This window comes from Pseudomonas sp. SID14000, assembly GCF_002165135.1.
GTDB lineage: Bacteria > Pseudomonadota > Gammaproteobacteria > Pseudomonadales > Pseudomonadaceae > Aquipseudomonas.
Window position 1 is genome coordinate 109212 of the sequence record NZ_NFZQ01000010.1, and the last position, 22858, is coordinate 132069.

Here is a 22858-nt window from a genome sequence, read left to right on the forward strand (position 1 = left end):
CCAGAGATGCTGCCAGGGCTACGGCAGATGCCGCCAGGGACGCAGCCAAAGTCGCTGCCAATGCAGCCAGAGACGCTGCAAGGGCGGATGTTGACGACGCGCCAGATGCACCGGACGCACCGGATGTCGACGCAGTTGAGGTACGGAACTAGTCGCTTTGAGTGACGTATCGACCGCTGGTCGGTGTATGGGCCAGTCGGAAAAAACCATCGATGGCGGTTTACCTCGAAATCGGTAGAGCGGCCTTCGCGGGCTTGCCCGCTCCCACAGGACTACCACCAGCTTCAATACCTGTGGGAGCGGGCACGCCCGCGAATGGGCCAATACCGGTTTCACCAGAGGAGTGGTCCCCATGCCCAACAAACCCCACGACCAATTCAGCATGCAGAACCCGCTGACCCAGTACCCACACCCTCCGTTCCCGGCCCAAGGCCAGCCAGCACCGGGGCTGGACGCCAACATGCAGCCCGAGCCAGACCACGGCGAAAACACCTACAAGGGCTTTGGCCGCCTGGCAGGGCGCAAGGCGCTGATCACTGGTGCTGACTCGGGCATCGGCCGGGCCGTGGCCATCGCCTTCGCCCGCGAGGGGGCCGACATTGCCCTCAACTATCTGCCCATCGAACAACCCGATGCCCGCGAAGTCATCAAGCTGATCGAAGCCGAAGGCCGCAAGGTGGTGGCCATTGCCGGTGACCTGAAGGACGAGCAGTTCTGCAAGGACCTGGTCGACCAGGCCCACGAGCAGCTTGGCGGCCTGGACATCCTGGTCAATATCGCCGGCAAGCAGGAAGCGCGCAAGGACATCAGCCAGGTCAGCCACGAGCAGTTCGACCACACCCTGAAAACCAACGTCTATGCGCTGTTCTGGCTGTGCCAGGCGGCCGTGCCGCTGATGCCGGCGGGGGCGACCATCATCAATACCGCCTCGATCCAGTCCTATCAGCCTTCGGCCACCTTGCTCGACTATGCCACCACCAAGGCTGCTATCGTCGCCTTCACCAAGGCCTTGGCCAAGCAGGTGATCGAGCGCGGTATCCGCGTCAACGCCGTGGCCCCGGGGCCCATCTGGACCGTGCTGCAGCCCAGTGGTGGCCAACCACCGGAGAAAATCCCCGACTTTGGTGCGCAAACGCCCATGAAGCGCCCGGGGCAGCCCGCCGAATGTGCGCCGGTGTATGTGCTGCTGGCCAGCCAGGAGTCCAGCTATATCACCGGTGAGGTGTTCGGCGTAACGGGTGGCAACCCGCTGCCATAGGGCGGGGCGGCTAAACCTTCGCCGCCCGTTGCAGTCGATTCAGGTATTGGCAGGCAACCTGGGAGCACCTCGCATGGCTCGGGCAATCTGGAAAGGCGCCATCAGTTTCGGCCTCGTGCACATCCCCGTGGCGCTCAATACCGCGGTGCGCACCGAACGGGTCGATTTCGACTGGCTCGACAAGCGCAGCATGGAACCGGTGGGCTACAAGCGGGTGAACAAGGTCACCGGCAAGGAAATCGACAAGGACAACATCGTCAAGGGCGTTGAGTTCGAGAAGGGCCGCTACGTGGTGATCAGCGAAGAGGAAATCCGCAAGGCACGGCCCGAGGCGACCCAGACGATCGACATCTTTTCCTTCGTCGAGGCTGGCGAGATCCCGCTGCAGTACTTTGACACGCCGTACTACCTTACCCCCGACCGCCGCGGCGGCAAGGTGTACGCCTTGCTGCGCGAAACCCTGGCCAAGACTGCCAAGGTGGCGCTGGCCACGGTGGTGCTGCACACCCGCCAGCACCTTGCACTGCTGCGGCCGCTGGACGACGCGCTGGTAATGATCACGTTGCGCTGGCCTGAAGAAGTGCGCGGGCTCGAGACGCTGGAGCTGGACAGCAGTGTGACCGAGGCCAAGGTGGACAAGCGCGAGCTGGACATGGCCAAGCGGCTGGTGGAAGACATGAGCGGGTCGTGGGAACCGAAGGATTACCGGGATGCTTTCCGCCAGACCATCATGGACCTGGTGGAAGAGAAGGCCCGCAAAGGCAAGATCAGTACTGTGGAGAAGGGCGGTAGTGCAGAGGCCGAAAAGGGGGCGGATATCATCGACCTTACCGAACTGCTAAAACGCAGCCTGGGTGGCAAGAAACCGGCGAAGAAGACGCGCAAGGCGTCGTGATATTGCTATCAAGGGCTTCATCGCCGGCAAGCCACCTCCCCAGGGACCACCACAGCATTCAAGCCCTGTGCAGTACCCTGTAGTTCAATGAGCTATGTGCTTTCCCAGCTGCTTGCGCATGCCCACGGTGATCGACTGCCTGGTGTTGCCATAGTCGGCCCAGGGGTCGTCCACGTCGCTCAGGCGTTCGAGCACGTTGCCGATGTTCCACTGGTTGGCGCCCTTGAGTTGCGGCAGTTCCTCGCGCCAGATTGGCACGGACACCGGCAGGCCTTCGCGGGCGCGCAGGGTGTACGCGCAGGCTGTGGTGGCGCCTTTGCCGTTGCGCAGGTAGTCGATGAAGATGCGCCCGACCCGGTTCCTTGGCCCGGACACGGCACTTAGCCGGTCGGGGAACAGCCTGGCCAGGTAATTGACGATGGCGTGGCTAAAGGCCTTGACCTCGTCCCACCTGGCTCGCCGGGTCAGCGGCACGACCAGGTGCATGCCTTTGCCGCCACTGGTCTTGATAAACACCTTCAAGCCCAGCTCATCCAGCAGCGTCAGGGCCAGCTGGGTGGCTTCAAGCATGGCTTTCCACGGCAATGCCGGGTCCGGGTCGAGGTCGAGTACGAAGCGGTCGGGCTTGTCGAAGTCCTTGTCAGTGGCGTTCCAGGTGTGCAGTTCCAGCATGTTCATCTGCACCGCACCCAGCAGCGTGTCGGCGCGGTTGATGACCATCGCCGCCTGGCCGGCCTCGGCCTTGTCATAGCTGAGCACGCTGGGCAGATGCAGTTGCCCGGCGTTTTTCTGGAAGAACAGCTCGCCGGCCAGGCCATCCGGCGCGCGCACCAGCGCCACGGGTCGGCCCTTTAGCTGGGGCAGGATCCACTGGCTGACTGCGGCGTAGTACTCGGCGACCTCGCGTTTGGTAACGCCGCTGGTGGCGTCGATCACCCGCTCGGGGTGGGTAAGGTGCAGTTCTCCCAAAGTCTCGGGAGCTTTGGCCTGCTTGTGCTTGGGCAGGGTATTGGCGGGCATGGCGTGCTCCAGGTCGATGGCGGTAGCCGGTTTGTCATCACGCAGGCCGTGGAATACCGAGTGGCGCACGATGCCGTCACGGGTCATCTGGGCATAGGCGACTTCGGCCAGCAGTTGCGGTTTCAGCCAGTGCACGCCCCGGGCTTCGGCTCCGGTGGGTGGCTTGGGCAGGGCCGGCCTGGCGATTTCCAACGGTTTCAGCCGGGCATGGATGCTGGCCAGGGTGGTGGCGCTGAAGCCGGTGCCGACCTTGCCGGCGTAGCGCAACTCGCCGCTGTCGTTGTCGTGCAAGGCCAGCAGCAGCGCACCGAAACCGCTGCGGCTGCCTTTGGGGTCGGTGTAGCCGACGATCACGAACTCCTGGCGCTGCTTGCACTTGAGTTTGATCCAGTCGGGGCTGCGGCGGCCGCTGTAGGGGCTGTCGGCGCGCTTGCCGATCAGGCCTTCGAGTTGCAGCTGGCAGGCGCTGTCGAGCAGGGATTCGACAGGCTGATCGAAGTCGGCAGAGTACTTCAGTACGTCCGATTCGTTGTGCTCCAGCAAGCGCTGCAAGGTGCTGCGCCGGTCCTGTAGCGGTAACTGACACAGGTCCTGGCCGCCGAGGAAGGGCAGGTCGAACAGGTAATAGGTGATGCGCTCGTCATGCTCGGTGTCGAAAGCGTTCTGTAATGCCTGGAAGTCCGCCACGCCGTTCTCGCCGGCCACCACCACCTCGCCATCAAGCCAGCCCGAATCGATGCCCAGCGCTCGCAAGGCGGCGACCTGCCTGGGCATCTTGCTGCTCCAGTCATGGCCGTTGCGGGTGAACAGGCGAACGTCATTACCGTCGATGCGGGCAAGGATGCGATAACCGTCGAACTTGACCTCGTAGCGCCAATCGCCGCTGGGTGGGGAATCGACCAGGGTCGCCAACTGTGGTTGCAGCTGCGCAGGCAGTGGTGCCGCCTGGCCTTTGCTCGCGCGTTTGCGACGCGGTGCGGCGGCCTTTTTCGCTGGCGCCTTGCGCGGCAACAAGGTGCGGTCGCTGAGCACGCTGTCGGGTCGGGCCTCGACGATGCTGTAGTCGGCTTCGCTACGCGCCTGGGCATCGTGAGACTTGACCAGCATCCACTGTTCCTTCTTGCCGGCCAGGTGGGTGCGGAAGAGGTTCCAAACGCCGCCTAGCTTTTCGCCTTGCAGGCGGAAACGCAATTTACCCTTGGCATAGGCTTCATGCGCATCGCCTTCTGGCTCCCAGATGCCCCGGTCCCAGACGATCACGTCGCCTGCGCCGTAATGGCCTTCCGGGATATGGCCTTCGAAGTCGGCGTAGTCCAGCGGGTGGTCCTCCACGTGCACGGCCAGGCGGCGCACCTTGGGGTCCAGCGACGGCCCTTTGGGGATGGCCCAGCTTTTCAGCGTGCCATCGAGTTCCAGGCGGAAGTCGTAGTGCAGGTGGCTGGCGTCGTGCTTCTGGATGCAGAACTGCAGCGCGTGGGCCCGCTTGCCACGGCTGCGCTTGCCGCTGGGCTCGGGCGTGGCGTTGAAGTCGCGCTTGCGCGCATATTCCTGCAGGGGCTTGGCCATGACGGGCTCCGGGCGGTTCGAAGTCTCTAAAGTGGGAGGCAGCTGCCCGGAGGGTAGTTCAAAAAAACTCTGAATCTTCCACCAGCAGGCGCAGTCGACCGAATGAAGCCACCTGATGCTCCGCGCCGCTGGATGGCGAACCGTGGACCGATGATGTGATCGATAACGAGGAGAGCAAGCCATGAACGAGCTGCGTTGTGCCTGTGCACATTGTTCCTGCACCGTGGATGCCAATGCCTTGCAGCTTGAAGGCAAGGTGTATTGTTGCGAGGCCTGTGCCAGCGGGCATCGCAATGGCGAGCCGTGCCGGATGCCGGATTGCCACTGTGGCGAAAAACCTGGGGAAAGCGCGGTGGACAATGCGCTGGATGAGACTTTCCCGGCCAGTGACCCGATTTCACCCTGATGTCTGATCCTGCCGTCTCGGATGGCTGTTCTTGCCGGCGATAGGGCAGGCCAGGCAAAACGGTCGGTTCAGTGAGTCTGCCAAATGCCGTTGCTGCGCTCGCAATCGGCGCGGGCCTGGCCCAGGCTGGGGGTGTCGTAGTAGTAGGTGATCACCCGTGCATCCTTGGGCAACGCCGGCTCGTCACCGCCGGAGGCCTTGGGATTGGCCAATGCCTCCTGGGTCAATGGTGCGATGCAACTGCCAACGCTGCCATCCGCGCAACGGGCGACCTTGTGCTTTTCGCTGTTGAGCATGTCCTTGCTCTCGTTGCTGCACGACCAGTTGATCGCTTCGGCGGGCAGGTTGCTGTAGCTGTAGCAGCTGTGCCGCTCCACCGGCTTGACCGCCTCGCTGGAGGAACGGGTAAACACGTTGCAGGCTTCGGCCAGGGCCTGGCCGCTGACCAGGCTGGCTATCAATATCAACATCGACTTCAAGACAGCGACATTCATTTGCCACCTCCGGGCCAATGGCCCTTGCCAGGTTTAGGCAGGCTTGTCGCGCCGACGCATGGTCTTGGCGCGTTTCTCCAGGATCAGGTAGGTAAGCACCGCCAACAACAGCGGCACCAGATAGTACAGCGTGCGATAGCCCAGCAGGGCCGCCACCAATGTGCCCTGGGCAAGCTGCCCGTGCAGCAGTGCCAGGAACACCGCTTCCAGCACACCCAGCCCGGCCGGGATATGTGCGACCACGCCGGCCACACAGCTGATCAGCAGGATGCCAAGTATCGACGGGTAGAAGGCTTCGCCTGGCAGCAACCAGAAGATCAGCAGAGCCATCAGGGCCCAGTTGCTCGCACCCAACACTACCTGGCACAGCGCCAGGCGCAGTGACGGCAGCGTCACCTCATGGTCACGCCAGCGCCAGGTGCGCTTTTTGGCGAAACCACAGGCCAGCAGGTAGCCTGCGACAATCGCCAGCAATACCAGGCCGATCAGTTGCAGGCCGCTGGCGCCGACCGTCCAGTTGGCCGGCAGCTCGACCAGGCGCAAGGCGAACACTGTGCCGGCCAGCAGCATGTAGCCGGTCCAGTTGGTCAACAGGCCTAAGGTGAGGATGCGCGTGATGGTTGCCGTGTCGAGGCCAAGGCGGCTGTATAGCCGGTAGCGCAACGCAACACCCCCCACCCAGGTGGTGAAATTGAGGTTGAAGGCGTAGCACACGAAGGCTACCGGCAAAACCTGGCGAGCCGGTAGATGATGCCCGGTGTAAGCCCGCGCCAGCAGGTCGTAACTGGCGAACGTCAGGTAGCTGCACGCGGCCAGCGCCAGGCCGATGGCCAGGGTGCCTGGCTTGTAGGCCAGTAGCGACTGGCGCACCTCGTTCCAGTCCAGGTTGCGCGCCAGTACGTACAGCAGTGCAGGGATCAGGATCAGGAATGCCAGGGTGAACAGCCTTCGGCCCCAGGTTTGCCAGTGTTTTCGCGCCATCAGGTCTTGCCCTCGTGATAGTTACCCTGTGCCTCGGCCTCAGGCTGCACCGAGCGCAAGCGCTGACGGTGCGCAGGGAACCAGCCGGCAATCCGCGGGAACTGACGGATCACGTGGAAGCACAAAAAGATAAGCGGCGCGCGCCACCAGTAGCCACGGACCATGCGCTCCAGGGTGACCGGTTTGCATTGTTCGCTGGCCAGCACCTCCAGATGCTGGTTGAGCTGCTGGTTGAAGGCGCGATCACGGATGAACAGGTTGGCTTCAAGGTTGAGCGACAGGCTCAACGGGTCCAGGTTGCTGGAACCTACGGTGGCCCATTGGTCGTCCACCAGCGCCACCTTGCCGTGCAAGGGCCGTTGGCAGTATTCGTGAATGACCACACCGTCGCGCAGCAGGTAGTTGTACAGCAGCCGCGACAGCGCACGTACCCAGCGCATGTCCGGTTGGCCCTGCAGGATCAGCTGCACCTCCACGCCACGTCGGGACGCATTGCGCAGTTCGCGCAACAGCCGGTAGCCCGGGAAGAAATAGGCATTGGCCACCACGATGCGTTGCCGGGCACTGCGAAACGCCTGCAGGTAGTGGGCCTCGATGTCGGTACTGCGCACCCCGTTGTCGCGCTCGACCAGTACGGCGCTGCAGGTACCGGCAGGTTCGGTCAGCGGTCGTACTGCGCTGGGCGGCTGCAGCACCGGCGACATCAGGCGCTTGCTGGCGGCATGCACCTGCGCCACCACAGGACCGGTGACTTCGACAGCATAGTCCTGCTTGGCCATGGCACCAAAATCGCCCAGGTGGTCGGCGCTGTAGTTGATACCGCCGATGAATGCCCGCTCGCCGTCGACCACAACGATCTTGCGGTGCAGGCGCCGGAACAGGTTGGTACGCATGCCCACCAGTCGCGGCTGCGGGTCGAAAGCGTGGAAGTTGACCCCGGCATCGGTCATGGCCGCAATGAACGGCGCAGGCAGGTCGGCCGTGCCGTAGCCATCCACGGCCACTTCGACACGCACGCCGCGGTTGGCGGCATCGATCAGTACCTGCTGCAGTTGCTGGCCGACCTTGTCATCGAAGATGATGAAAGTCTCCAGCAGGATTTCCTCCCGTGCCTGGGCCATGGCCTCGAAAACGCGGGGGTAGTATTGCTCGCCGTTGATCAGCAACTGCACGCGGTTGCCGTCTACCCAGGGTCGGTTCACAGCTTGATCTCCGCAGCCAAAGGGGCGTGGTCGGAAAGGTGCGACCACGGGTATTTCGACAGCACCCTGGCAACCCCGGGCATGGCGTTGCGCAGATAGATGCGGTCCAGACGCAACAGCGGCAATCGCGCCGGAAAGCTGCGCGCCGGGGTGCCGAAATGCTCGCCGAAGGCTTCTACCAGGTGTTCGCTCAGCACCGCATCGGCCTTCAGCCGCCAATCGTTGAAATCGCCGGCAACGATCACCGGGGCCTTGGGCGGCAGGTTGTCGAGCAGGTCCAGCAGCAGCCTCACCTGGCTTTGCCGGTGGGCCTCGCGCAGGCCCAGGTGCACGCACACCGCATGCACCTGGTCATGGCCGGGCACCTCCAGCTGGCAATGCAACAGGCCGCGCTGCTCGTTTCCCTGCACCGAGACGTCCAGGTTGTCGAAGCGGCTGATGGGGAATTTCGACAACAGCGCGTTGCCATGGTCACCATGGGGGTATACGGCATTGCGGCCATAGGCGAACTGCGGCCACATGCTGTCGGCCAGGAACTCATACTGTGGTGTATCTGGCCAGGCCGGGTGGCGCAGGGCATGCTGCTGGTGGCTGCCGTGCACTTCCTGCAAGAACACAAGGTCGGCGCCGGTGGCGCGCACGGCTTCGCGCAGCTCTGGCAGAATGAAGCGCCGGTTGAAGAAGGTGAAGCCCTTGTGCACGTTCAACGTCAATACATTCAGCCGATGCACGGCGGTGACCTTGTCGATGATGCAATGTGGGGCTGGCAGTGTCCTGTTCACAGGGCCACCTCCGGCACCACGCCAGGCTCGGTCATCAGCTCATGGTCCAGCGACAGCTTCTGCAACAGGCGCCTGGCATCATAAGGCGCGTGGACTTTCTGGTCGTTGTCGAAATAGCAGTAGACGTCACGGGTGGTGCGCCGGGGTGGCGGCCCTGGAACGATCAACTGGGCATCCACGGCCTGGCGGCCCTCGCTCCAGTGCTGGATGCGCTGCTTCCAGCGCCGTAGCGCCTGCGCGGTATAGCCACTGCTGTACAGCTCGACATCCCCATGCAGGCGCATGTAAACGAAGTCGGCGGTAAGGTCCTCGACATAAGGCCATTTCCCGGCACTGTCGGCCACCACCAGCGCCACCTGGTGCTTGCGCAGCAGCTTGATGAAAGCTTCGCACAAGAAACTTTCATTGCGGATTTCCACGGCGTGGCGCAGCCGTGCATTGCCCTTGATGTCGGTACCGCCGTTGTCCCTCAGGTGCTGCGCACACCCTAGTGCGCATTCGCGGGCGGCCTTGCGGCTGTGCGGCAGCAGTTCGAGAAAACGGGTGAAGCGGGCCTCGTCGAACTTCATGTTCGGTGGAAACTGCCACAGGAACGGCCCTAGTTTCTTGCCGAGCAGCAGCGGCCCGGAAGCGAAGAAATTGGCCACAGGTTCTTCGATGTCCTTTAGCCGGCGCACGTGGGTTATGTAACGCGGGGCCTTGACCGCGAATACGAAGCCGACAGGCGTTTCGTCACGCCAGCGCAGATAGCGTTCGGGGGTTTGCAGGCTGTAGAACGAGCCGTTGATTTCAATGCTGTTGACCGCTCGCGAAGCGAACGCCAGTTCGTCGTCCTGGGGCAGGCCCTTCGGGTAGAAATCTTTGCGCCACGGGCCGTAGCGCCAGCCGGAGATGCCGATGCGGATATCGCTCACGCTGCCTTCCTCATTGCCGGGTCCTTGTTCGGTCACTCTGAAGGTGCGACTGGTGAGAGCGGCCAGGGTTCAGCGCGGTTGACCAACGGGAAAGGTCGATACGGCGTTGAACTTTGCGGCTGCGGACGTTTCCACCGCATACCTGCTACGAGGAAGGGCGCCAGGATGAAATTCGACCGTTTTTCCCAGTGGCTGGCCAACTGGGCCGGCCGTCCGCTGACCTTTGGCATCGCCTGCCTGCTGATTCTGACCTGGGCAGCCACCGGGCCACTGTTCGATTTCAACGACACCTGGCAACTGGTGATCAACACCTCGACCACCATCATCACCTTTCTCATGGTGTTCCTGATCCAGAACACCCAGAACCGCGACAACGACGAACTGCACATCAAGATCGACGAACTGCTGCGCACCACACAACAGGCGCACAAGGCGTTGCTGGACCTTGAAGACATGGATCCGGCCGAGCTGCATGCGTTGCGCAAGCAGTACCGGCAGATGGCCGGGCAGGGCGGCGATGCGCAGAAGACCAAGGAATGACCTGCCGATACTGGAGGCAAGCATGGCCAGACATATCATCCACTTCACCGGTCCGATCAATTCATCGACTTGCGGCAACCTGATCAACAGCTGTTCACGGGCGTTGCAACAGGGGGCCGAGGTCTTGCAACTGAACATCGCCACCATGGGCGGCGAGTGCAGTTACGGGTTCACCTTGTACAACTTTCTGCGGGCATTACCGGTCGAGGTGCATACTCATAACCTGGGCACGGTGGAGTCCATGGGCAACATCCTGTTCCTGGCCGGGGAACGGCGCACGGCATGCAGTCACAGCAAGTTTCTGTTCCACCCGTTCCATTGGACCTTGCATGGCTCGGTGGACCATTCACGCATGGCCGAATATGCGATGAGCCTGGACTATGACCTGCGGCTGTATGCACAGATCGTCGCCGAGCGGACCGAGGGGGCGACCGAGGTGCTGGATGTGCCGCGATACCTGATGGCCTACCCGCGGATACTTGGGCCACGGGAGGCTCTGGAGAGCGGGATGATCCATACCATCGACGAAATGCCGATCGAGGCGGAGGCCTGTCATTGGAGTGTGCATGCCTAAGACAGGTCAGCACATGCTTCAAGAACGCTGGAACAGGCGGGAGCGGGCAAGCCAACGAAGGGACTGGCACAGGAGCAGAAAAGCGATCTTACTGATTCACTGATGCTGCCGTAGTGCGATCACAGGCCAGCAACGAGCGGATAAGCAGCTTGATCTCGTCCTTGAGCACCGGCACCTGGTCCAGATGGGCGAACCGGCAATCGGCAATCTCATGCAGGGCCTTGGGGTGCGGCGCATCGGCGAACTCCGCCTCGAACACGTAATGCACACGCTCTGCCGCTTCGTGGCGCATCAACAGGGTCAGCGATTCGGCCTGTAACCCGGTTTCCTCGAGCAATTCACGCTCCGCTGCCTGTACCGGCGTCTCGCCGGGCTCGATCTTGCCGCCAGGCAGGGTCCAGGCGGCGTTGGGCTTTCTTACCCACAACCATTTATGGGTTTGCTTGCCATGCCGGCAGATGATGGTGGCGCGATGCTTGACGGGCTTCATTCAAACTCCAGGGCGAATCCCTTATTCCATGAAGTTTTGGCTCCCGGCAGCAATAAACGTTGCGTTGAAACTGATAAACGGTCAGCACGGCACCGAGCCGCAACCTTTTGCTGGCGTGTGTTTGGTGCCACTGGTCAGTTCGCGGCAAAACTATTGAGCAGAGTCTGTGATCGGCGGCTCGGAACCTAGGCATGGCAGGTTGCCGGGTGCCGGCCAAGCTCTGCGTACCGAGGCTGCGATAGCCTCTGGTACCCATTGTTCGACAATTTTTTTGAATCTTCTGGCCATGCCCCGATCAATCAGGGTGTCATCCATGGAGAAGAGGAGGCCCCTGCGATGCCTAGCCCACAGCTGTACATCATCGATTACCAACTGCATGGCCAGCCGCGCAGCTTCATTATTCGTCTGGAGCAGCTGGACAATGCCGAGGCCTGGCATTGGGCAAGCTGCGATGCGGGTATCGGCATCATTCCCAAGTTCGGGCGGGAGAAGATCAGGAAAGTCAGCAGGCCGATGGCCGAGCGTTACGGGATCACCGCAGTGACGTGGCGGGTGTCGGGAGGCAAACCGAATCAGTCGGCGGGTGGGACGGCGACGATGGGGTGAAGTCCACACACATTGCATGAAACCCGAGGCTTGCGCATTCCCTGTGGGAGCGGGCCTACCCGCGAAGCAGGCAGGTCCGTGCCTGGCACGAGCTTCGCCCGTGTTCGCGGGCACGCCTGCTCCCACAAGGGATAGCACGTGCCTTCAAGTTTTGTACAACGTCAGGCGCCAGACTCGGGGTCGCTGGCCGGTACGCCCGGCCGGTTTTCTTCATCATCGGTCACATCGGGGTCGGTATCCGGGTCATCTGCCCGGTCACTGCGCCGGTCCGGGTCGAGTTCTGGCCAGTCATCCTGCACGCTGCCGCCGCCCATCCCAAGTAATTCATTCATCTTGCAACCCTCGCTCTCGATGAAAAAACGGCCCGCTATCAGGCGGGCCCAATACAGGAGTGAGAGGCGTGGCCATTAACCACCCCTCATTGATTGAGAGCAGCAACGGCCGCCGGAGGTCGGTTGGATGCCCACCGCCCCTGACCAACGGCATCATCCGTTTTTTTTCAGCACCAGTGTGAGAATGTCGTAGCTGGCGACCAGCTCACCCAACTGGTTGGTCACCTCCACATCCCACGCCACCACGCCCTGCGGCTGGCCCAGCGGGCTGGTCTTGCCCTGGTCGATCTTGCGTTTGCAGGTGAGGCGTGCCTGGATGGTGTCGCCGATACCCACCGGGTTGATGAAGCGCAGGGTATCCAGGCCGTAGTTGGCCAGTACCGGGCCTGCACCTGGGGAAACGAACAGCCCGGCCGCTGCCGACAACACGAAGTAGCCGTGGGCGATGCGCTTGCCGAATTGCGATTCCTTGGCCGCGATCTCGTCGAAGTGCATGTAGAAATGGTCGCCAGACAGGCAGCCGAAGTTGACCAGGTCGGCTTCGGTCACGGTGCGGCGGTGGGTAAGCAGCGACTCGCCAATGCGCAGTTGCTCGAAGTAGCGACGGAACGGGTGCACTTCGCTCTTGATCACTTCGCCACCGCGCACATACTCGCCGGTTACCGCCGTCAGCATGCTCGGCGAACCCTGTACTGCAGCGCGTTGCAGGTAGTGTTTGACCGCCCGCAGGCCACCCAGCTCTTCGCCGCCACCGGCGCGGCCAGGGCCGCCGTGCTTGAGCTGCGGCAATGGCGAGCCATGGCCAGTGGATTCCTTGGCCGCCTCGCTATCGAGTACCAGCAGGCGGCCGTGCCAGGCGGCGGCCACCGGGATGGCTTTGGCTGCTACGCCACGGTCGCCGGTGACCAAGGTTGCCACCAGACTGCCTTTGCCACGTGCGGCCAGGGCCAAGGCTTCGTCGAGGTCGTCATAGGCCATCAGCGTGCTGACCGGGCCGAACGCTTCGATATCATGGGCACCGCCTTCGCCATGCGGGTCACGGGCCAGCAGCAGGGTCGGGGCAAAGAACGCGCCTTCGGCCACACCCTCGCCACGCGGCGCGAAGCCATCGCTGGCGCCGAACAGCTGGTCGCAGCTCTGCAGCAGGCTGCGCACCCGTTCCGCCACATCGCGCTGTTGGTCGTGGGAGGCGAGGGCGCCCATGCGCACACCTTCCAGTGACGGGTCACCGACCACCACCTTGCCCAGCCGCTCGCGCAAGCGCGTGGCAACGGCGTCGATGTGCCTGGCCGGTACGATGGCGCGGCGGATGGCGGTGCATTTCTGCCCGGCTTTGGTGGTCATTTCGCGGACCACCTCCTTGATGTACAGATCGAACTCTTCGCTGTCCGGGGTTACGTCCGGGCCGAGGATGGCGCAGTTCAGCGAATCGGCTTCGGCGGTGAATGGCACCGAGTTACGCACCAGGTTCGGCGTGATGCGCAACTTGGCGGCAGTGTCGGCGGAACCGGTGAAGGTCACCACGTCCTGGCCTTGCAGGCGATCGAGCAGATCACCGGTACTGCCGATCACCAGTTGCAGGCTGCCTTCGGGCAACAGGCCGGATGCATTCATCAGGCGCACCACCGCCTCGGTCAGGTAGCTGGTCGAAGTTGCCGGTTTGACGATGCACGGCATGCCGGCCAGGAAGGTTGGGGCGAACTTCTCCAGCATGCCCCAGATGGGGAAGTTGAAGGCGTTGATGTGCACCGCCACGCCGGCGCGCGGTACCAGGATGTGGCTGCCGGCGAAATGGCCTTGCTTGCCCAGCGCGATGGCCGGGCCTTCGTGTACCAGGTTGCCCGACGGCAACTCACGGCTGCCAATGCCCGCATAGGAGAACAGCGTGGCGTTGCCGCCTTCGATGTCGATCCAGCTATCGGCACGGGTGGCGCCGCTGTGATGGGACAGGGCGTAAAGCTGCTCTTTGCGTTCGGCCAGGTACAGGGCCAGCGCCTTCAGGCGGGCGGCGCGTTGCTGGAAGTCCATGGCCATCAGCGCGGCAAGGCCGCGGGCGCGGGCAAAGTCCACGGCTTCGGCGAAATCCGGGCGTTCTTCGTGGCTGTAGGCCAGGACGTGGCCGTCCAGGGCGCTGCGCAGGGCCTGGGCGCCGTGCTGGCCAAGCCAGCGGCCGGCGATGAAGCTTTGCAGGGTAGGGGCGGCAGACATGCTGTTCTCCAAGGTAGAGGGGCGCTGTTACCACAGCGCCACGGTGTAGCCGATGATCAGGCGGTTTTCGTCCACGGCGTTGGTCAGGCCATTGCCGGAACGGAAGGTGACGTTGCGCCAGCGCAGGCTGACGTCCTTGAACGGGCCACTCTGGATGACATAGGTGATGTCGGTGTCGCGCTCACGTTCACGGCCATTGCTGACGGTGGCGGTTTCGGCGTGGCGGCCATCGGTGTAGCGGGTCATGAAGCTCAGGCCGGGGATGCCCATGGCAACGAAGTCGTAGTCGTAGCGCACCTGCCAGGAGTCCAGCCCGGCGCGGGTGAAGGTGTTGTAGGTGACCAGGTTGACGGTGAACGGGTCGCCGCCATTGACGAACGGGAAGGCGCTGTCGCCGGACATCTGCTGCCAGGTGGCGGTGAACTTGTGGGCCCGTACGCCGAGGGTGAACATGGCGTTGAAGTTGCGGTTGTCGATGTTGCCGGCGCGTTCGGCACCGTCGTTGCGGCTGTCGAAGTAGCGCAGGTCGGTGCGCAGGCTCAGGCCTTCGCCCAGCGGGCGGGTATCGATCAGGCCGACGAACTGCTGGCGGTAGATGTCCTCGAGCTTGGCGTAGTAGTAGCTGACGCTGGTTTGCGGGGTGAGGGCGTAGCTGCCGCCGCCGAAGTCCAGGTGGTCGCTGCTGGCGGCGCCGTAGCCGATGTCGTCGCGGCCCGAGGAATCACGCAGGTTGGCCTTGGTCAGGCGGCCGGCGTTGAAGGTCAGGCCGGCCAGGTCCTGGCTGGTGAGCAGGCCGCCCTGGAAGGTGGAGGCGAGCAGGCGGGTGTCGTTGTACACCACCACCGGCAGGATCGGTTGCAAGGTGCCCAGGCGCAGGGTGCTCTTGGACACCCGCACCTTGCCGGTCAGGCCCAGTTCGCTGTAGTCATCGACCGGTTCATGGCTGTTCGGGCCGAAGGGAAGCAGGCCGGTATTGCGGCGGTCGCGGCTGGAGTCGAGCTTGATGCCCAGTTGGCCCATGGCGTCGACACCAAAACCGACCGGGCCTTCGGTGAAGCCCGACTCCAGCTTGGCGGTAAAGCCCTGGCCCCATTCCTCGGCCTTGGCCTGCGGTGCATTGCTCTGGCGGAAGTCGCGGTTGAGGTAGTGGTTGCGCAGCTCCAGCCGGGCGTGGCTGTCGCCGATGAAATCCGCCATGGCCGGCATCGGCAGGGCGAGGGTGGCCAGCCAGGCGGCCGAAATGAAGTGCGTGCGGTTCATTGTTGTTGTTTTACCCGACATGGTTGTTCTTCCCTGATAGTCAGTGCTTGCTGGCGCCGGCAGCGCCGATTCCGGTCATGGAGCGGATGAACTGGGCCAGGTAGCGGCCACGTTCCTGATTGGCGCGTTCGGAGCTGTCGGTGACGGAGAACACCCAGGCGCCGAGGAAGGCCAGGCTCATGGAGAACAGCGCCGGGTTGCTGTAGGGGAACAGCGCCTTTTCGTTATGCAGCACGTTGACCCACACCGCCGGGCCCAGAACCACCAGCAGCACCGCCGAGACCAGGCCAGCCATGCTGCCGCATACCGCGCCGCGGGTGGTCAGGCCTTTCCAGAACATCGAGAGCAGCAGTACCGGGAAGTTGACCGAGGCGGCCACGGCCAGCACCAGGCCGGAGAGGAAGGCGATGTTCTGCGATTCGAACATCAGGCCGAGGATGACCGCCAGCAGGCCGATCAGCAGGGTGGCGATACGCGACACGCGCATTTCTTCCTGTTCGCTGGCCTTGCCCTGGCGCACCACGCAGGCATACAGGTCGTGGGAAACCGCCGAAGCGCCGGACAGCGCCAGGCCGGCGACCACCGCCAGGATGGTGGCGAAGGCCACGGCGGAGATGAAGCCGAGGAACAGATTGCCACCTACCGCCTGGGCCAGGTGCACGGCGACCATGTTGCCGCCGCCGATGATCGCGCCGGTGGCGTCACGGTAGGACGGTTCGGTACCGACCATGACGATGGCACCAAAGCCGATGACGATCAGCAGCAGGTAGAAGTAGCCGATGAACCCGGTGGCATAGAACACGCTCTTGCGCGCTTCCTTGGCATCGCTGACGGTGAAGAAGCGCATCAGGATATGCGGCAGGCCGGCGGTACCGAACATCATGCCCAGGCCCAGGGAAATAGCGTCCACCGGGTTGGACAGCAGGCCGCCGGGGGCCATGATCGCCTGGCCCTTGGCATGTACGGCCACGGCGCTGGCGAACATCGCCTCGGTGCTGAAGCCGAAATGCTTGAGCACCATGAAGGCCATGAAGCTGGTACCCGACAGCAGCATCACCGCCTTGATGATCTGCACCCAGGTGGTGGCAAGCATGCCGCCGAAGGTGACGTAGGCGACCATCAGCACGCCCACCAGCATCACCGCGTACAGGTAGCTGATGCCGAACAGCAGTTCGATCAGCTTGCCGGCACCGACCATCTGCGCCACCAGGTACATCAGCGCCACCACCAGGGTGCCGAAGGCCGAGGTCAGGCGCACCGGGGTTTGCGCCAGGCGGTAGCTGACCACGTCGGCAAAGGTGTACTTGCCCAGGTTGCGCAGGCGTTCGGCGATCAGGAACAGGATGATCGGCCAGCCGGCCAGTACGCCAAGGGCATACAGCAGGCCGTCGTAACCGTTCATGAACATCATTGCCGAAATGCCCAGGAACGAGGCGGCGCTGATCATGTCGCCGGCGATCGCCAGGCCGTTCTGCATGCCGGTCAGGCCCCCGCCGGCGGTGTAGAAGTCGCTGGCCGAGCGGGTGCGCATGGCAGCCCAGCGGGTGACCAGCAGGGTGAAGCAGACGAACACCATGAACATCGAGATGGCGGTCCAGTTCATTGTGCGCACTCCTGCTTGACCTTGTCGTTGAGCGGGTCGAGCGCGTTGTTGGCGCGGTGCACATAGATGCCGGTCAGGGCGAAGGACAGCAGTACCATCAGCACGCCCACCAGCATGCCGACGGTGGTGACGCCACCGCTGAGGGACTGGCCGAGGGTGCTGGGGGAAAACGCCACCAGCAGGACGAAGCCGTAGTAGATCACCAGCATGGCCAGGGTCAGGCTGCCGTTGAGACGGCGTTTGCGCTGCACCAGGTGCTGGAAGTCGGGGTGGTTGGCGATGCTTTCTATGCGTTCGGGTGTCATGGGTTGCGATCTCTGGGTGTTGTAATTGTTTTGTTGAGGTCACGCGGGTGTTGCGGTGTTGCTGATGGCCTCTTCGCGGGTGAACCCGCGAAGACGGCGACGCGGTTTCAGAGCTGATCGAAATCGAGCACCACCTTGTCGCTCACCGGGTAGGTCTGGCACGACAGCACATACCCGGCCGCCACTTCGTAGTCCTCCAGGGCATGGTTGCTGTCCATTTCCACTTCGCCCTCGATGACCCGGCACTTGCAGGTCGAGCACACGCCGGCCTTGCACGAGTACGGCAGCTCGGCGCCGATGGCATTGCCGGCGTCCAGCACGTTTTGGGTGTTGCGTGGCAGGTCGAAGGTGAGGGCGCGGCCGTCGCTGATCACGGTGATATGGCTGAGCGCCGAGTCCACCTGGCGCGCCGCCTCGCGGGCTTCACGCCGGGCTTCGCTGCCAGCAGCGGCGAACAGCTCGAAATGGATGCGTTCCTTGGCCAGGCCATTGGCCTGCAGGCTGTCGCGCACCGTCTCGGTCATCGCCTGTGGGCCGCAGATGAACGCGGCGTCCAGGCTGGCAACGTCCATCCAGCGCGAGAATAACTGGCCGCACTTGCCGGCATCGATGCGGCCGTTGTACAGGTCGACATCCTGCTGCTCGCGGCTGAACACGAAAATCAGGTTCAGGCGGTCGAGGTAACGGTTCTTCAGGTCCTCCAGCTTGTCGCGGAACAGTGCGCCAGAGCTGGAGCGGTTGCCATACAGCAGGGTGAAGCGGCTGTGCGGCTCGCTGGCCAGGGTAGTGGCGATGATCGACAGGATCGGCGTGATGCCGCTGCCGGCGGCCACGCCCAGGTAGTTGCCCTGGCGGGCCGGCTCCAGTGGCACGAAGAAGCTGCCCGACGGCGGCATAACTTCCAGCTGCTGGCCGGCCTTGAGCACGTCATTGGCAAATGCCGAGAAGCGCCCGCCAGGCACGCGCTTTACCGCCACACGCAGCTCGCCGTCCTGCACGGCGCTGCAGATGGAGTAGGAACGGCGGACTTCTTCGTTGTCCAGCCGGGTACGCATGACAAGGTACTGGCCCTGGATGAAACGGAACTGCGCCTGCAAGTGCTCGGGCACGTCGAAGGCAATCGACACCGCATCGCGGGTCTCGTTGCGCACTTGCTTGATGGTCAGGCTGTGAAACTGGCTCATGGCGTTCTCCACGGCTCAAATGCATTTGAAATAGTCGAACGGCTCCAGGCACTGGCGGCAGCGGTAAAGCGCCTTGCAGGCCGTTGAGCCGAACTGGCTGAGCAGTTCGGTTTGGGCGCTGCCGCACTGCGGGCAGCACACCTGGGGCACCTCGCCGAGCAGGCTACGCTTGCTGGCGCTGCCCTGTGGCGGGGCGATGCCATAGGCGCGCAGGCGCTCGCGGCCCAGCTCGCTGATCCAGTCAGTGCTCCAGGCCGGGGTCAGCCGGCGCTCAAGATCCGGTGCGGGAAAACCGGCCTGTTCCAGCGCCTGGCGGATATCCCCCTCGATCACCTCGGTGGCCGGGCACCCGGAGTAGGTCGGGGTGACCACCAGGTGCAGGTGCCCGGCGCGCCAGTCGAGGTCTCGGACGATTCCCAGGTCGACCACGCTGACCACGGGCACTTCCGGGTCCATGACCTGGGCCAGTACCGCCCAGGCCCGGGCCAGGTCCTCGCTTTGTTGCGCGCGGGCGCCACGGTCGCCGGCAATCAGCTCACCAGGTTGCATCGGGGTAAGCCCTTGGCAGGAACTGCATTTCGGCCAGCAGCAGGCCCAGGTGTTCGGTGTGCAGGCCTTTGCGACCGTCCAGGTAAAAGTGGCCGGCGGCCTTGGGCAGCGGCAGCTCGACCGAAGAGAACGTCTCGCCAACCTGCTTGAGCCAGGCAGCGCCGACGGCAGCCGGGTCGGCGGCGACACCCGCTTGCGCCAGGTGCACTTCATTGTCGCTGCCGGCGGCCAACTCGACGGTGAAGCGCCACAGTGCAGGGATGGCCGCGAGCATGCGTTGGCGGCTTTCTTCGGTGCCACCGCCCAGGCGTTGCACCCACTCGCTGGAGCGACGCAGGTGGTAGGTGACTTCCTTCAGGGCCTTGGCGGCGATACCGGCGATACGTTCGTCGTTCGAGCTGACCAGGCCCTGAAGCACGGCGAAATGCCAGGCGTCATAGAAAAACTGCTTGGTCATGGTCACGGCGAAATCGCCGTTGGGCTGCTCGACCAGCAGCAGGTTGCGATAGGCCCGCTCGTCACGGCGGAAGGCCAGGGCGTCGGCGTCACGGCCGTCATCGAGCAGCTCGGCGGCGTACTCCAGCCAGTTGCGCGCCTGGCCGACCAGGTCGAGGCCGACGTTCATCAGGGCCAGCTCTTCTTCGATGGCCGGGGCGCGGCCACACCATTCGCAAAGGCGCTGGCCCTGCACCACGGCACTGTCACCGAGCAGCAGCAGGTAGGGGATAAGGGTTTCGTTGTGCATGGCCAACCTCACATGTGTCCGACTTCGTCGGGCAGCTCGTAGAAGCTGGCATGGCGGTAGACCTTGTCGTCCGCCGGGGCGAACAGCGGGTCTTTCTCGTCGGGGGAAGAGGCGGTGATCAGTGCCGAGGGCACCACCCACAGGCTGACGCCTTCGCTGCGGCGGGTGTACAGCTCGCGGGCGTTTTCGATGGCCATGGCGGCATCGGCGGCGTGCACGCTGCCGACATGCTTGTGGTTAAGGCCGTGCTTGCTGCGCACGAACACTTCGTAGAGGGTCCAGACAGACATTTTCGATCTCCGCATCATTCGCCGCTCAGGCGGCGTTCTTGTTCTGTTGCTTGCGCGCGTAGGCCACGGCGGCCTCGCGTACCCAGGCGCCGTCCTCGATGGCCTTGCGCCGGGTGGCGACGCGTTCCTGGTTGCATGGGCCATTGCCCTTGATCACTTCGTAGAACTCGTCCCACTGGATTTCGCCGAAGTCGTAGTGACCGCGCTCTGCGTTCCACTTCAGTTCGGGGTCGGGGGCGGTGCAGCCGAGCAGTTCGAGTTGCGGCACGGTCTGGTCGATGAAGCGCTGGCGCAGTTCATCGTTGGTCTGGCGCTTGATCTTCCATGCCATGGACTGAGCGCTGTTGGGGGAATGCTCGTCGCTTGGGCCGAACATCATCAGAGCTGGCCACCATAGGCGGTTGATGGCGTCCTGGACCATGTCCTTCTGAGCCTGGGTACCGTGGCGCATCATGGTCAGGAGGATTTCGTAGCCCTGGCGCTGGTGAAAGCTTTCTTCCTTGCAGATGCGGATCATGGCGCGGGAGTAGGGGCCGTATGAGGTGCGCTGCAGCACCACCTGGTTGACGATGGCGGCGCCATCCACCAGCCAGCCCACTGCGCCCATGTCGGCCCAACTGAGGGTGGGGTAGTTGAAGATGCTCGAGTACTTGGCCTTGCCGCTGTGCAGCTTGGCGATTTCTTCGTCACGGTCGGCGCCCAGGGTTTCCATGGCGCTGTACAGGTACAGGCCGTGGCCGGCTTCGTCCTGGATCTTGGCCATCAGTTGCAGTTTGCGCTTGAGGCTGGGGGCACGGGTGACCCAGTTGCCTTCGGGCAGCATGCCGACGATTTCCGAATGGGCGTGCTGGGAGATCTGCCGGATCAGGGTTTGGCGGTAGGCCTCGGGCATCCAGTTCTTGGCTTCGATCTTGATTTCGGCGTCGATCTTTTCCTGGAAGTTGCGCTCTTCGGGCGACATCTCCTCCAGCGACTTGACGCGCTTGACTCCGGTTTCCACTAGCTGTGCGTACATGTGTTCCGACTCCTGCTAAGGCATGAGTCATTTGTAAGCGATACAAAACATAACGTCAAACACATTTGTGTGTATCAAATAAGATTTGTGTATCACATTGATGGCCCTTTCGCGGGTAAACCCGCTCCCACAGGTCATGTGCAGCCCCAGGCATGATGCGATTCCTGTGGGAGCGGGTTTACCCGCGAAGAGGCCAGCCGGAAAAACGCAAAAAAAAAAGCCCCGGACGATGCCGGGGCAGAAAAGGCAGCCGAATGAATCAGCTGGCCAACCGTTTGTCGAACACGTGGCAGGCCTTGCCCTCGGAACGCTTGAGCGTGCCGCAGGGCTGCAGGCGCACTTGGGTGCTGATGCCGATATAGGTCTTGATCTGCCTAGTCAGTTCCGCGGTCAACAGCTTGCGCTGGCCTTCATCAAGGTGCTGGCACTCTGCGCGCAATTCCACATGCACCTCGACGCTGTCCAGGTTTCCATTGCGATACAGATGAATCTCATACATTTCTGAAAGCTGTTTTATTTTTAGCACCTGCTCCTCGATCTGGGTCGGGAACACGTTGACCCCGCGAATGATCAGCATGTCATCGCTGCGGCCAGTGATCTTGCCGATCCGCCGCATCGGTCGGGCGGTGCCGGGCAACAGCCGGGTCAGGTCGCGGGTGCGGTAGCGCACCATTGGCAGCGCTTCCTTGCTCAGCGAGGTGAACACCAGTTCGCCCAACTGGCCGTCCGGCAACACCTCGCCGGTGATCGGGTCGATGATCTCGGGGTAGAAATGGTCTTCCCAGATGGTCGGGCCATCCTTGGTTTCGATGCATTCCATCGCCACCCCAGGCCCCATGATTTCCGAAAGGCCATAAATGTCGAGGGCATCGATGCCCAGCCGTTGCTCGATCGAGCGGCGCAGCTCATCGGTCCATGGCTCGGCGCCGAATATGCCCAGGCGCAGCTTGAGATCGTGCGGGTCGATACCCTGGCGCTCTATCTCATCGGCCAGGTTCAGCATGTAGGAGGGGGTGACCATGATGATGTCGGGCTGGAAGTCGCGAATCAGCTGCACCTGCTTCTCGGTCTGGCCGCCGGACATGGGGATCACCGTGCAGCCCAGGCGCTCGGCACCGTAATGCGCACCAAGCCCGCCGGTGAACAGGCCGTAGCCGTAGGAGACATGCACTTTGTCACCCTTGCGCCCACCAGCGGCGCGGATCGAGCGGGCGACCACATTGGCCCAGGTGTCGATGTCGTTCTGGGTGTAGCCGACCACCGTCGGCTTGCCGGTCGTGCCGCTGGAGGCGTGCAGGCGCACCACCTCTTGCTGGGGAACGGCGAACATGCCGTAGGGGTAGTTGTCGCGCAGGTCGTTCTTGCCGGTGAAGGGGAACTTCGCCAGGTCTTCGAGGCACTTGAGATCGTCGGGGTGGGCGCCGCATTCGGCAAAGCGCTGGCGGTACAGCGGCACGTTGTCATAGGCGTGCTTAAGGCTCCAGCGCAGGCGCTCAAGTTGGTGCTGGCGCAGGGCGTCGACGCTGGCGGTTTCCATCGGGTCCAACAGGGCACGATCGGCATCATGGTACATGTTCATGGCTTCACTCGAATTGTTCTTGTACGCCGCGCGGTACCGGTTGCAGGCCGCGTGGTGAGT

Annotated in this window: 24 protein-coding genes; 6 read left to right on the forward strand and 18 right to left on the reverse strand. The window is 63.2% G+C overall.

Annotated elements, in window-relative coordinates:
* Window positions 1-352 precede the first annotated feature (352 nt).
* Complete coding sequence (locus CAY82_RS16470) at window positions 353-1258, forward strand: SDR family oxidoreductase (protein ID WP_087502163.1); 906 nt, start codon at window positions 353-355, stop codon at window positions 1256-1258.
* Between the two features lie 73 nt (window positions 1259-1331).
* Complete coding sequence (locus CAY82_RS16475) at window positions 1332-2153, forward strand: Ku protein (protein ID WP_087502164.1); 822 nt, start codon at window positions 1332-1334, stop codon at window positions 2151-2153.
* An 84-nt stretch (window positions 2154-2237) separates the two neighbouring features.
* Here CAY82_RS16475 and ligD read toward each other — a convergent pair whose 3' ends face one another.
* Entirely contained in the window at window positions 2238-4739 is a 2502-nt protein-coding gene (ligD, locus tag CAY82_RS16480) for a DNA ligase D (protein ID WP_087502165.1), read from the reverse strand.
* Between the two features lie 181 nt (window positions 4740-4920).
* Here ligD and CAY82_RS16485 point away from each other — a divergent pair, with 181 nt between their 5' ends.
* Window positions 4921-5145 (forward strand): metallothionein, encoded by a 225-nt coding sequence (locus CAY82_RS16485; RefSeq protein ID WP_087502166.1) that lies wholly within the window; start codon window positions 4921-4923, stop codon window positions 5143-5145.
* A 68-nt stretch (window positions 5146-5213) separates the two neighbouring features.
* On the opposite strand, the gene CAY82_RS16490 is transcribed toward CAY82_RS16485, so the two are convergent.
* Genes CAY82_RS16490 through CAY82_RS16510 form a run of 5 tightly spaced genes read right to left on the reverse strand, consistent with a single transcriptional unit; the run spans window position 5214 to window position 9518 of the window.
* The gene (locus CAY82_RS16490) at window positions 5214-5639 is read right to left on the reverse strand and encodes a hypothetical protein (RefSeq protein ID WP_087502167.1); all 426 of its coding nucleotides are present in this window, start codon (window positions 5637-5639) and stop codon (window positions 5214-5216) included.
* A gap of 33 nt (window positions 5640-5672) precedes the next feature.
* On the reverse strand, window positions 5673-6620 hold the full coding sequence (locus CAY82_RS16495; RefSeq protein ID WP_087502168.1) for a lysylphosphatidylglycerol synthase domain-containing protein: 948 nt from the start codon (window positions 6618-6620) through the stop codon (window positions 5673-5675).
* Window positions 6620-7822: a cardiolipin synthase ClsB gene (gene clsB / locus CAY82_RS16500; RefSeq protein WP_087502169.1), complete on the reverse strand. Its 1203-nt coding sequence runs from the start codon at window positions 7820-7822 to the stop codon at window positions 6620-6622. The genes CAY82_RS16495 and clsB overlap by 1 nt, the downstream gene beginning before the upstream one ends.
* Window positions 7819-8604, reverse strand: a complete 786-nt coding sequence (locus CAY82_RS16505; RefSeq protein WP_087502170.1) for an endonuclease/exonuclease/phosphatase family protein — start codon at window positions 8602-8604, stop codon at window positions 7819-7821. The genes clsB and CAY82_RS16505 overlap by 4 nt, the downstream gene beginning before the upstream one ends.
* Window positions 8601-9518 (reverse strand): DUF72 domain-containing protein, encoded by a 918-nt coding sequence (locus CAY82_RS16510; RefSeq protein ID WP_087502171.1) that lies wholly within the window; start codon window positions 9516-9518, stop codon window positions 8601-8603. The genes CAY82_RS16505 and CAY82_RS16510 overlap by 4 nt, the downstream gene beginning before the upstream one ends.
* Before the next feature lie 165 nt (window positions 9519-9683).
* On the opposite strand from CAY82_RS16510, the gene CAY82_RS16515 reads away from it, so the two are divergent.
* Entirely contained in the window at window positions 9684-10058 is a 375-nt protein-coding gene (locus CAY82_RS16515; RefSeq protein WP_087502172.1) for a low affinity iron permease family protein, read from the forward strand.
* A 22-nt stretch (window positions 10059-10080) separates the two neighbouring features.
* Window positions 10081-10632, forward strand: a complete 552-nt coding sequence (locus CAY82_RS16520) for an ATP-dependent Clp protease proteolytic subunit (RefSeq protein ID WP_087502173.1) — start codon at window positions 10081-10083, stop codon at window positions 10630-10632.
* Window positions 10633-10720: 88 nt separating this feature from the next.
* Here CAY82_RS16520 and CAY82_RS16525 read toward each other — a convergent pair whose 3' ends face one another.
* Complete coding sequence (locus CAY82_RS16525) at window positions 10721-11122, reverse strand: NUDIX hydrolase (protein WP_087502174.1); 402 nt, start codon at window positions 11120-11122, stop codon at window positions 10721-10723.
* A gap of 336 nt (window positions 11123-11458) precedes the next feature.
* Here CAY82_RS16525 and CAY82_RS16530 point away from each other — a divergent pair, with 336 nt between their 5' ends.
* Window positions 11459-11728, forward strand: coding sequence for a DUF6555 family protein (locus CAY82_RS16530; protein ID WP_087502175.1), 270 nt, complete (start codon window positions 11459-11461; stop codon window positions 11726-11728).
* Window positions 11729-11889: 161 nt separating this feature from the next.
* On the opposite strand, the gene CAY82_RS26720 is transcribed toward CAY82_RS16530, so the two are convergent.
* From CAY82_RS26720 to paaK, 11 genes are all read right to left on the reverse strand, one after another.
* Window positions 11890-12060 carry a hypothetical protein gene (locus tag CAY82_RS26720; protein ID WP_170931087.1) on the reverse strand — a complete coding sequence of 57 codons (171 nt, stop codon included), beginning with the start codon at window positions 12058-12060 and terminating at the stop codon, window positions 11890-11892.
* Between the two features lie 153 nt (window positions 12061-12213).
* Window positions 12214-14268 (reverse strand): phenylacetic acid degradation bifunctional protein PaaZ, encoded by a 2055-nt coding sequence (gene paaZ / locus CAY82_RS16535; protein ID WP_087502176.1) that lies wholly within the window; start codon window positions 14266-14268, stop codon window positions 12214-12216.
* Window positions 14269-14295: 27 nt separating this feature from the next.
* On the reverse strand, window positions 14296-15528 hold the full coding sequence (locus tag CAY82_RS16540; protein WP_087502177.1) for an OprD family porin: 1233 nt from the start codon (window positions 15526-15528) through the stop codon (window positions 14296-14298).
* A gap of 40 nt (window positions 15529-15568) precedes the next feature.
* On the reverse strand, window positions 15569-17131 hold the full coding sequence (locus CAY82_RS16545; protein WP_087502178.1) for a cation acetate symporter: 1563 nt from the start codon (window positions 17129-17131) through the stop codon (window positions 15569-15571).
* Window positions 17128-17436 carry a DUF485 domain-containing protein gene (locus CAY82_RS16550; protein WP_087502179.1) on the reverse strand — a complete coding sequence of 103 codons (309 nt, stop codon included), beginning with the start codon at window positions 17434-17436 and terminating at the stop codon, window positions 17128-17130. Before CAY82_RS16550 ends, CAY82_RS16545 begins: the two co-directional genes overlap by 4 nt.
* A gap of 107 nt (window positions 17437-17543) precedes the next feature.
* Window positions 17544-18620, reverse strand: a complete 1077-nt coding sequence (gene paaE, locus CAY82_RS16555) for a 1,2-phenylacetyl-CoA epoxidase subunit PaaE (protein WP_087502180.1) — start codon at window positions 18618-18620, stop codon at window positions 17544-17546.
* Between the two features lie 15 nt (window positions 18621-18635).
* Window positions 18636-19169, reverse strand: a complete 534-nt coding sequence (gene paaD, locus CAY82_RS16560) for a 1,2-phenylacetyl-CoA epoxidase subunit PaaD (RefSeq protein ID WP_087502181.1) — start codon at window positions 19167-19169, stop codon at window positions 18636-18638.
* Window positions 19156-19914, reverse strand: coding sequence for a 1,2-phenylacetyl-CoA epoxidase subunit PaaC (paaC, locus tag CAY82_RS16565; RefSeq protein WP_087502182.1), 759 nt, complete (start codon window positions 19912-19914; stop codon window positions 19156-19158). The genes paaD and paaC overlap by 14 nt, the downstream gene beginning before the upstream one ends.
* 8 nt (window positions 19915-19922) lie before the next feature.
* Window positions 19923-20204 carry a 1,2-phenylacetyl-CoA epoxidase subunit PaaB gene (paaB, locus tag CAY82_RS16570; protein WP_013972614.1) on the reverse strand — a complete coding sequence of 94 codons (282 nt, stop codon included), beginning with the start codon at window positions 20202-20204 and terminating at the stop codon, window positions 19923-19925.
* 25 nt (window positions 20205-20229) lie between these two features.
* Window positions 20230-21219, reverse strand: a complete 990-nt coding sequence (paaA, locus tag CAY82_RS16575) for a 1,2-phenylacetyl-CoA epoxidase subunit PaaA (RefSeq protein WP_087502183.1) — start codon at window positions 21217-21219, stop codon at window positions 20230-20232.
* Between the two features lie 259 nt (window positions 21220-21478).
* On the reverse strand, window positions 21479-22798 hold the full coding sequence (gene paaK / locus CAY82_RS16580) for a phenylacetate--CoA ligase PaaK (RefSeq protein WP_087502184.1): 1320 nt from the start codon (window positions 22796-22798) through the stop codon (window positions 21479-21481).
* Between the last annotated feature and the right edge of the window lie 60 nt (window positions 22799-22858).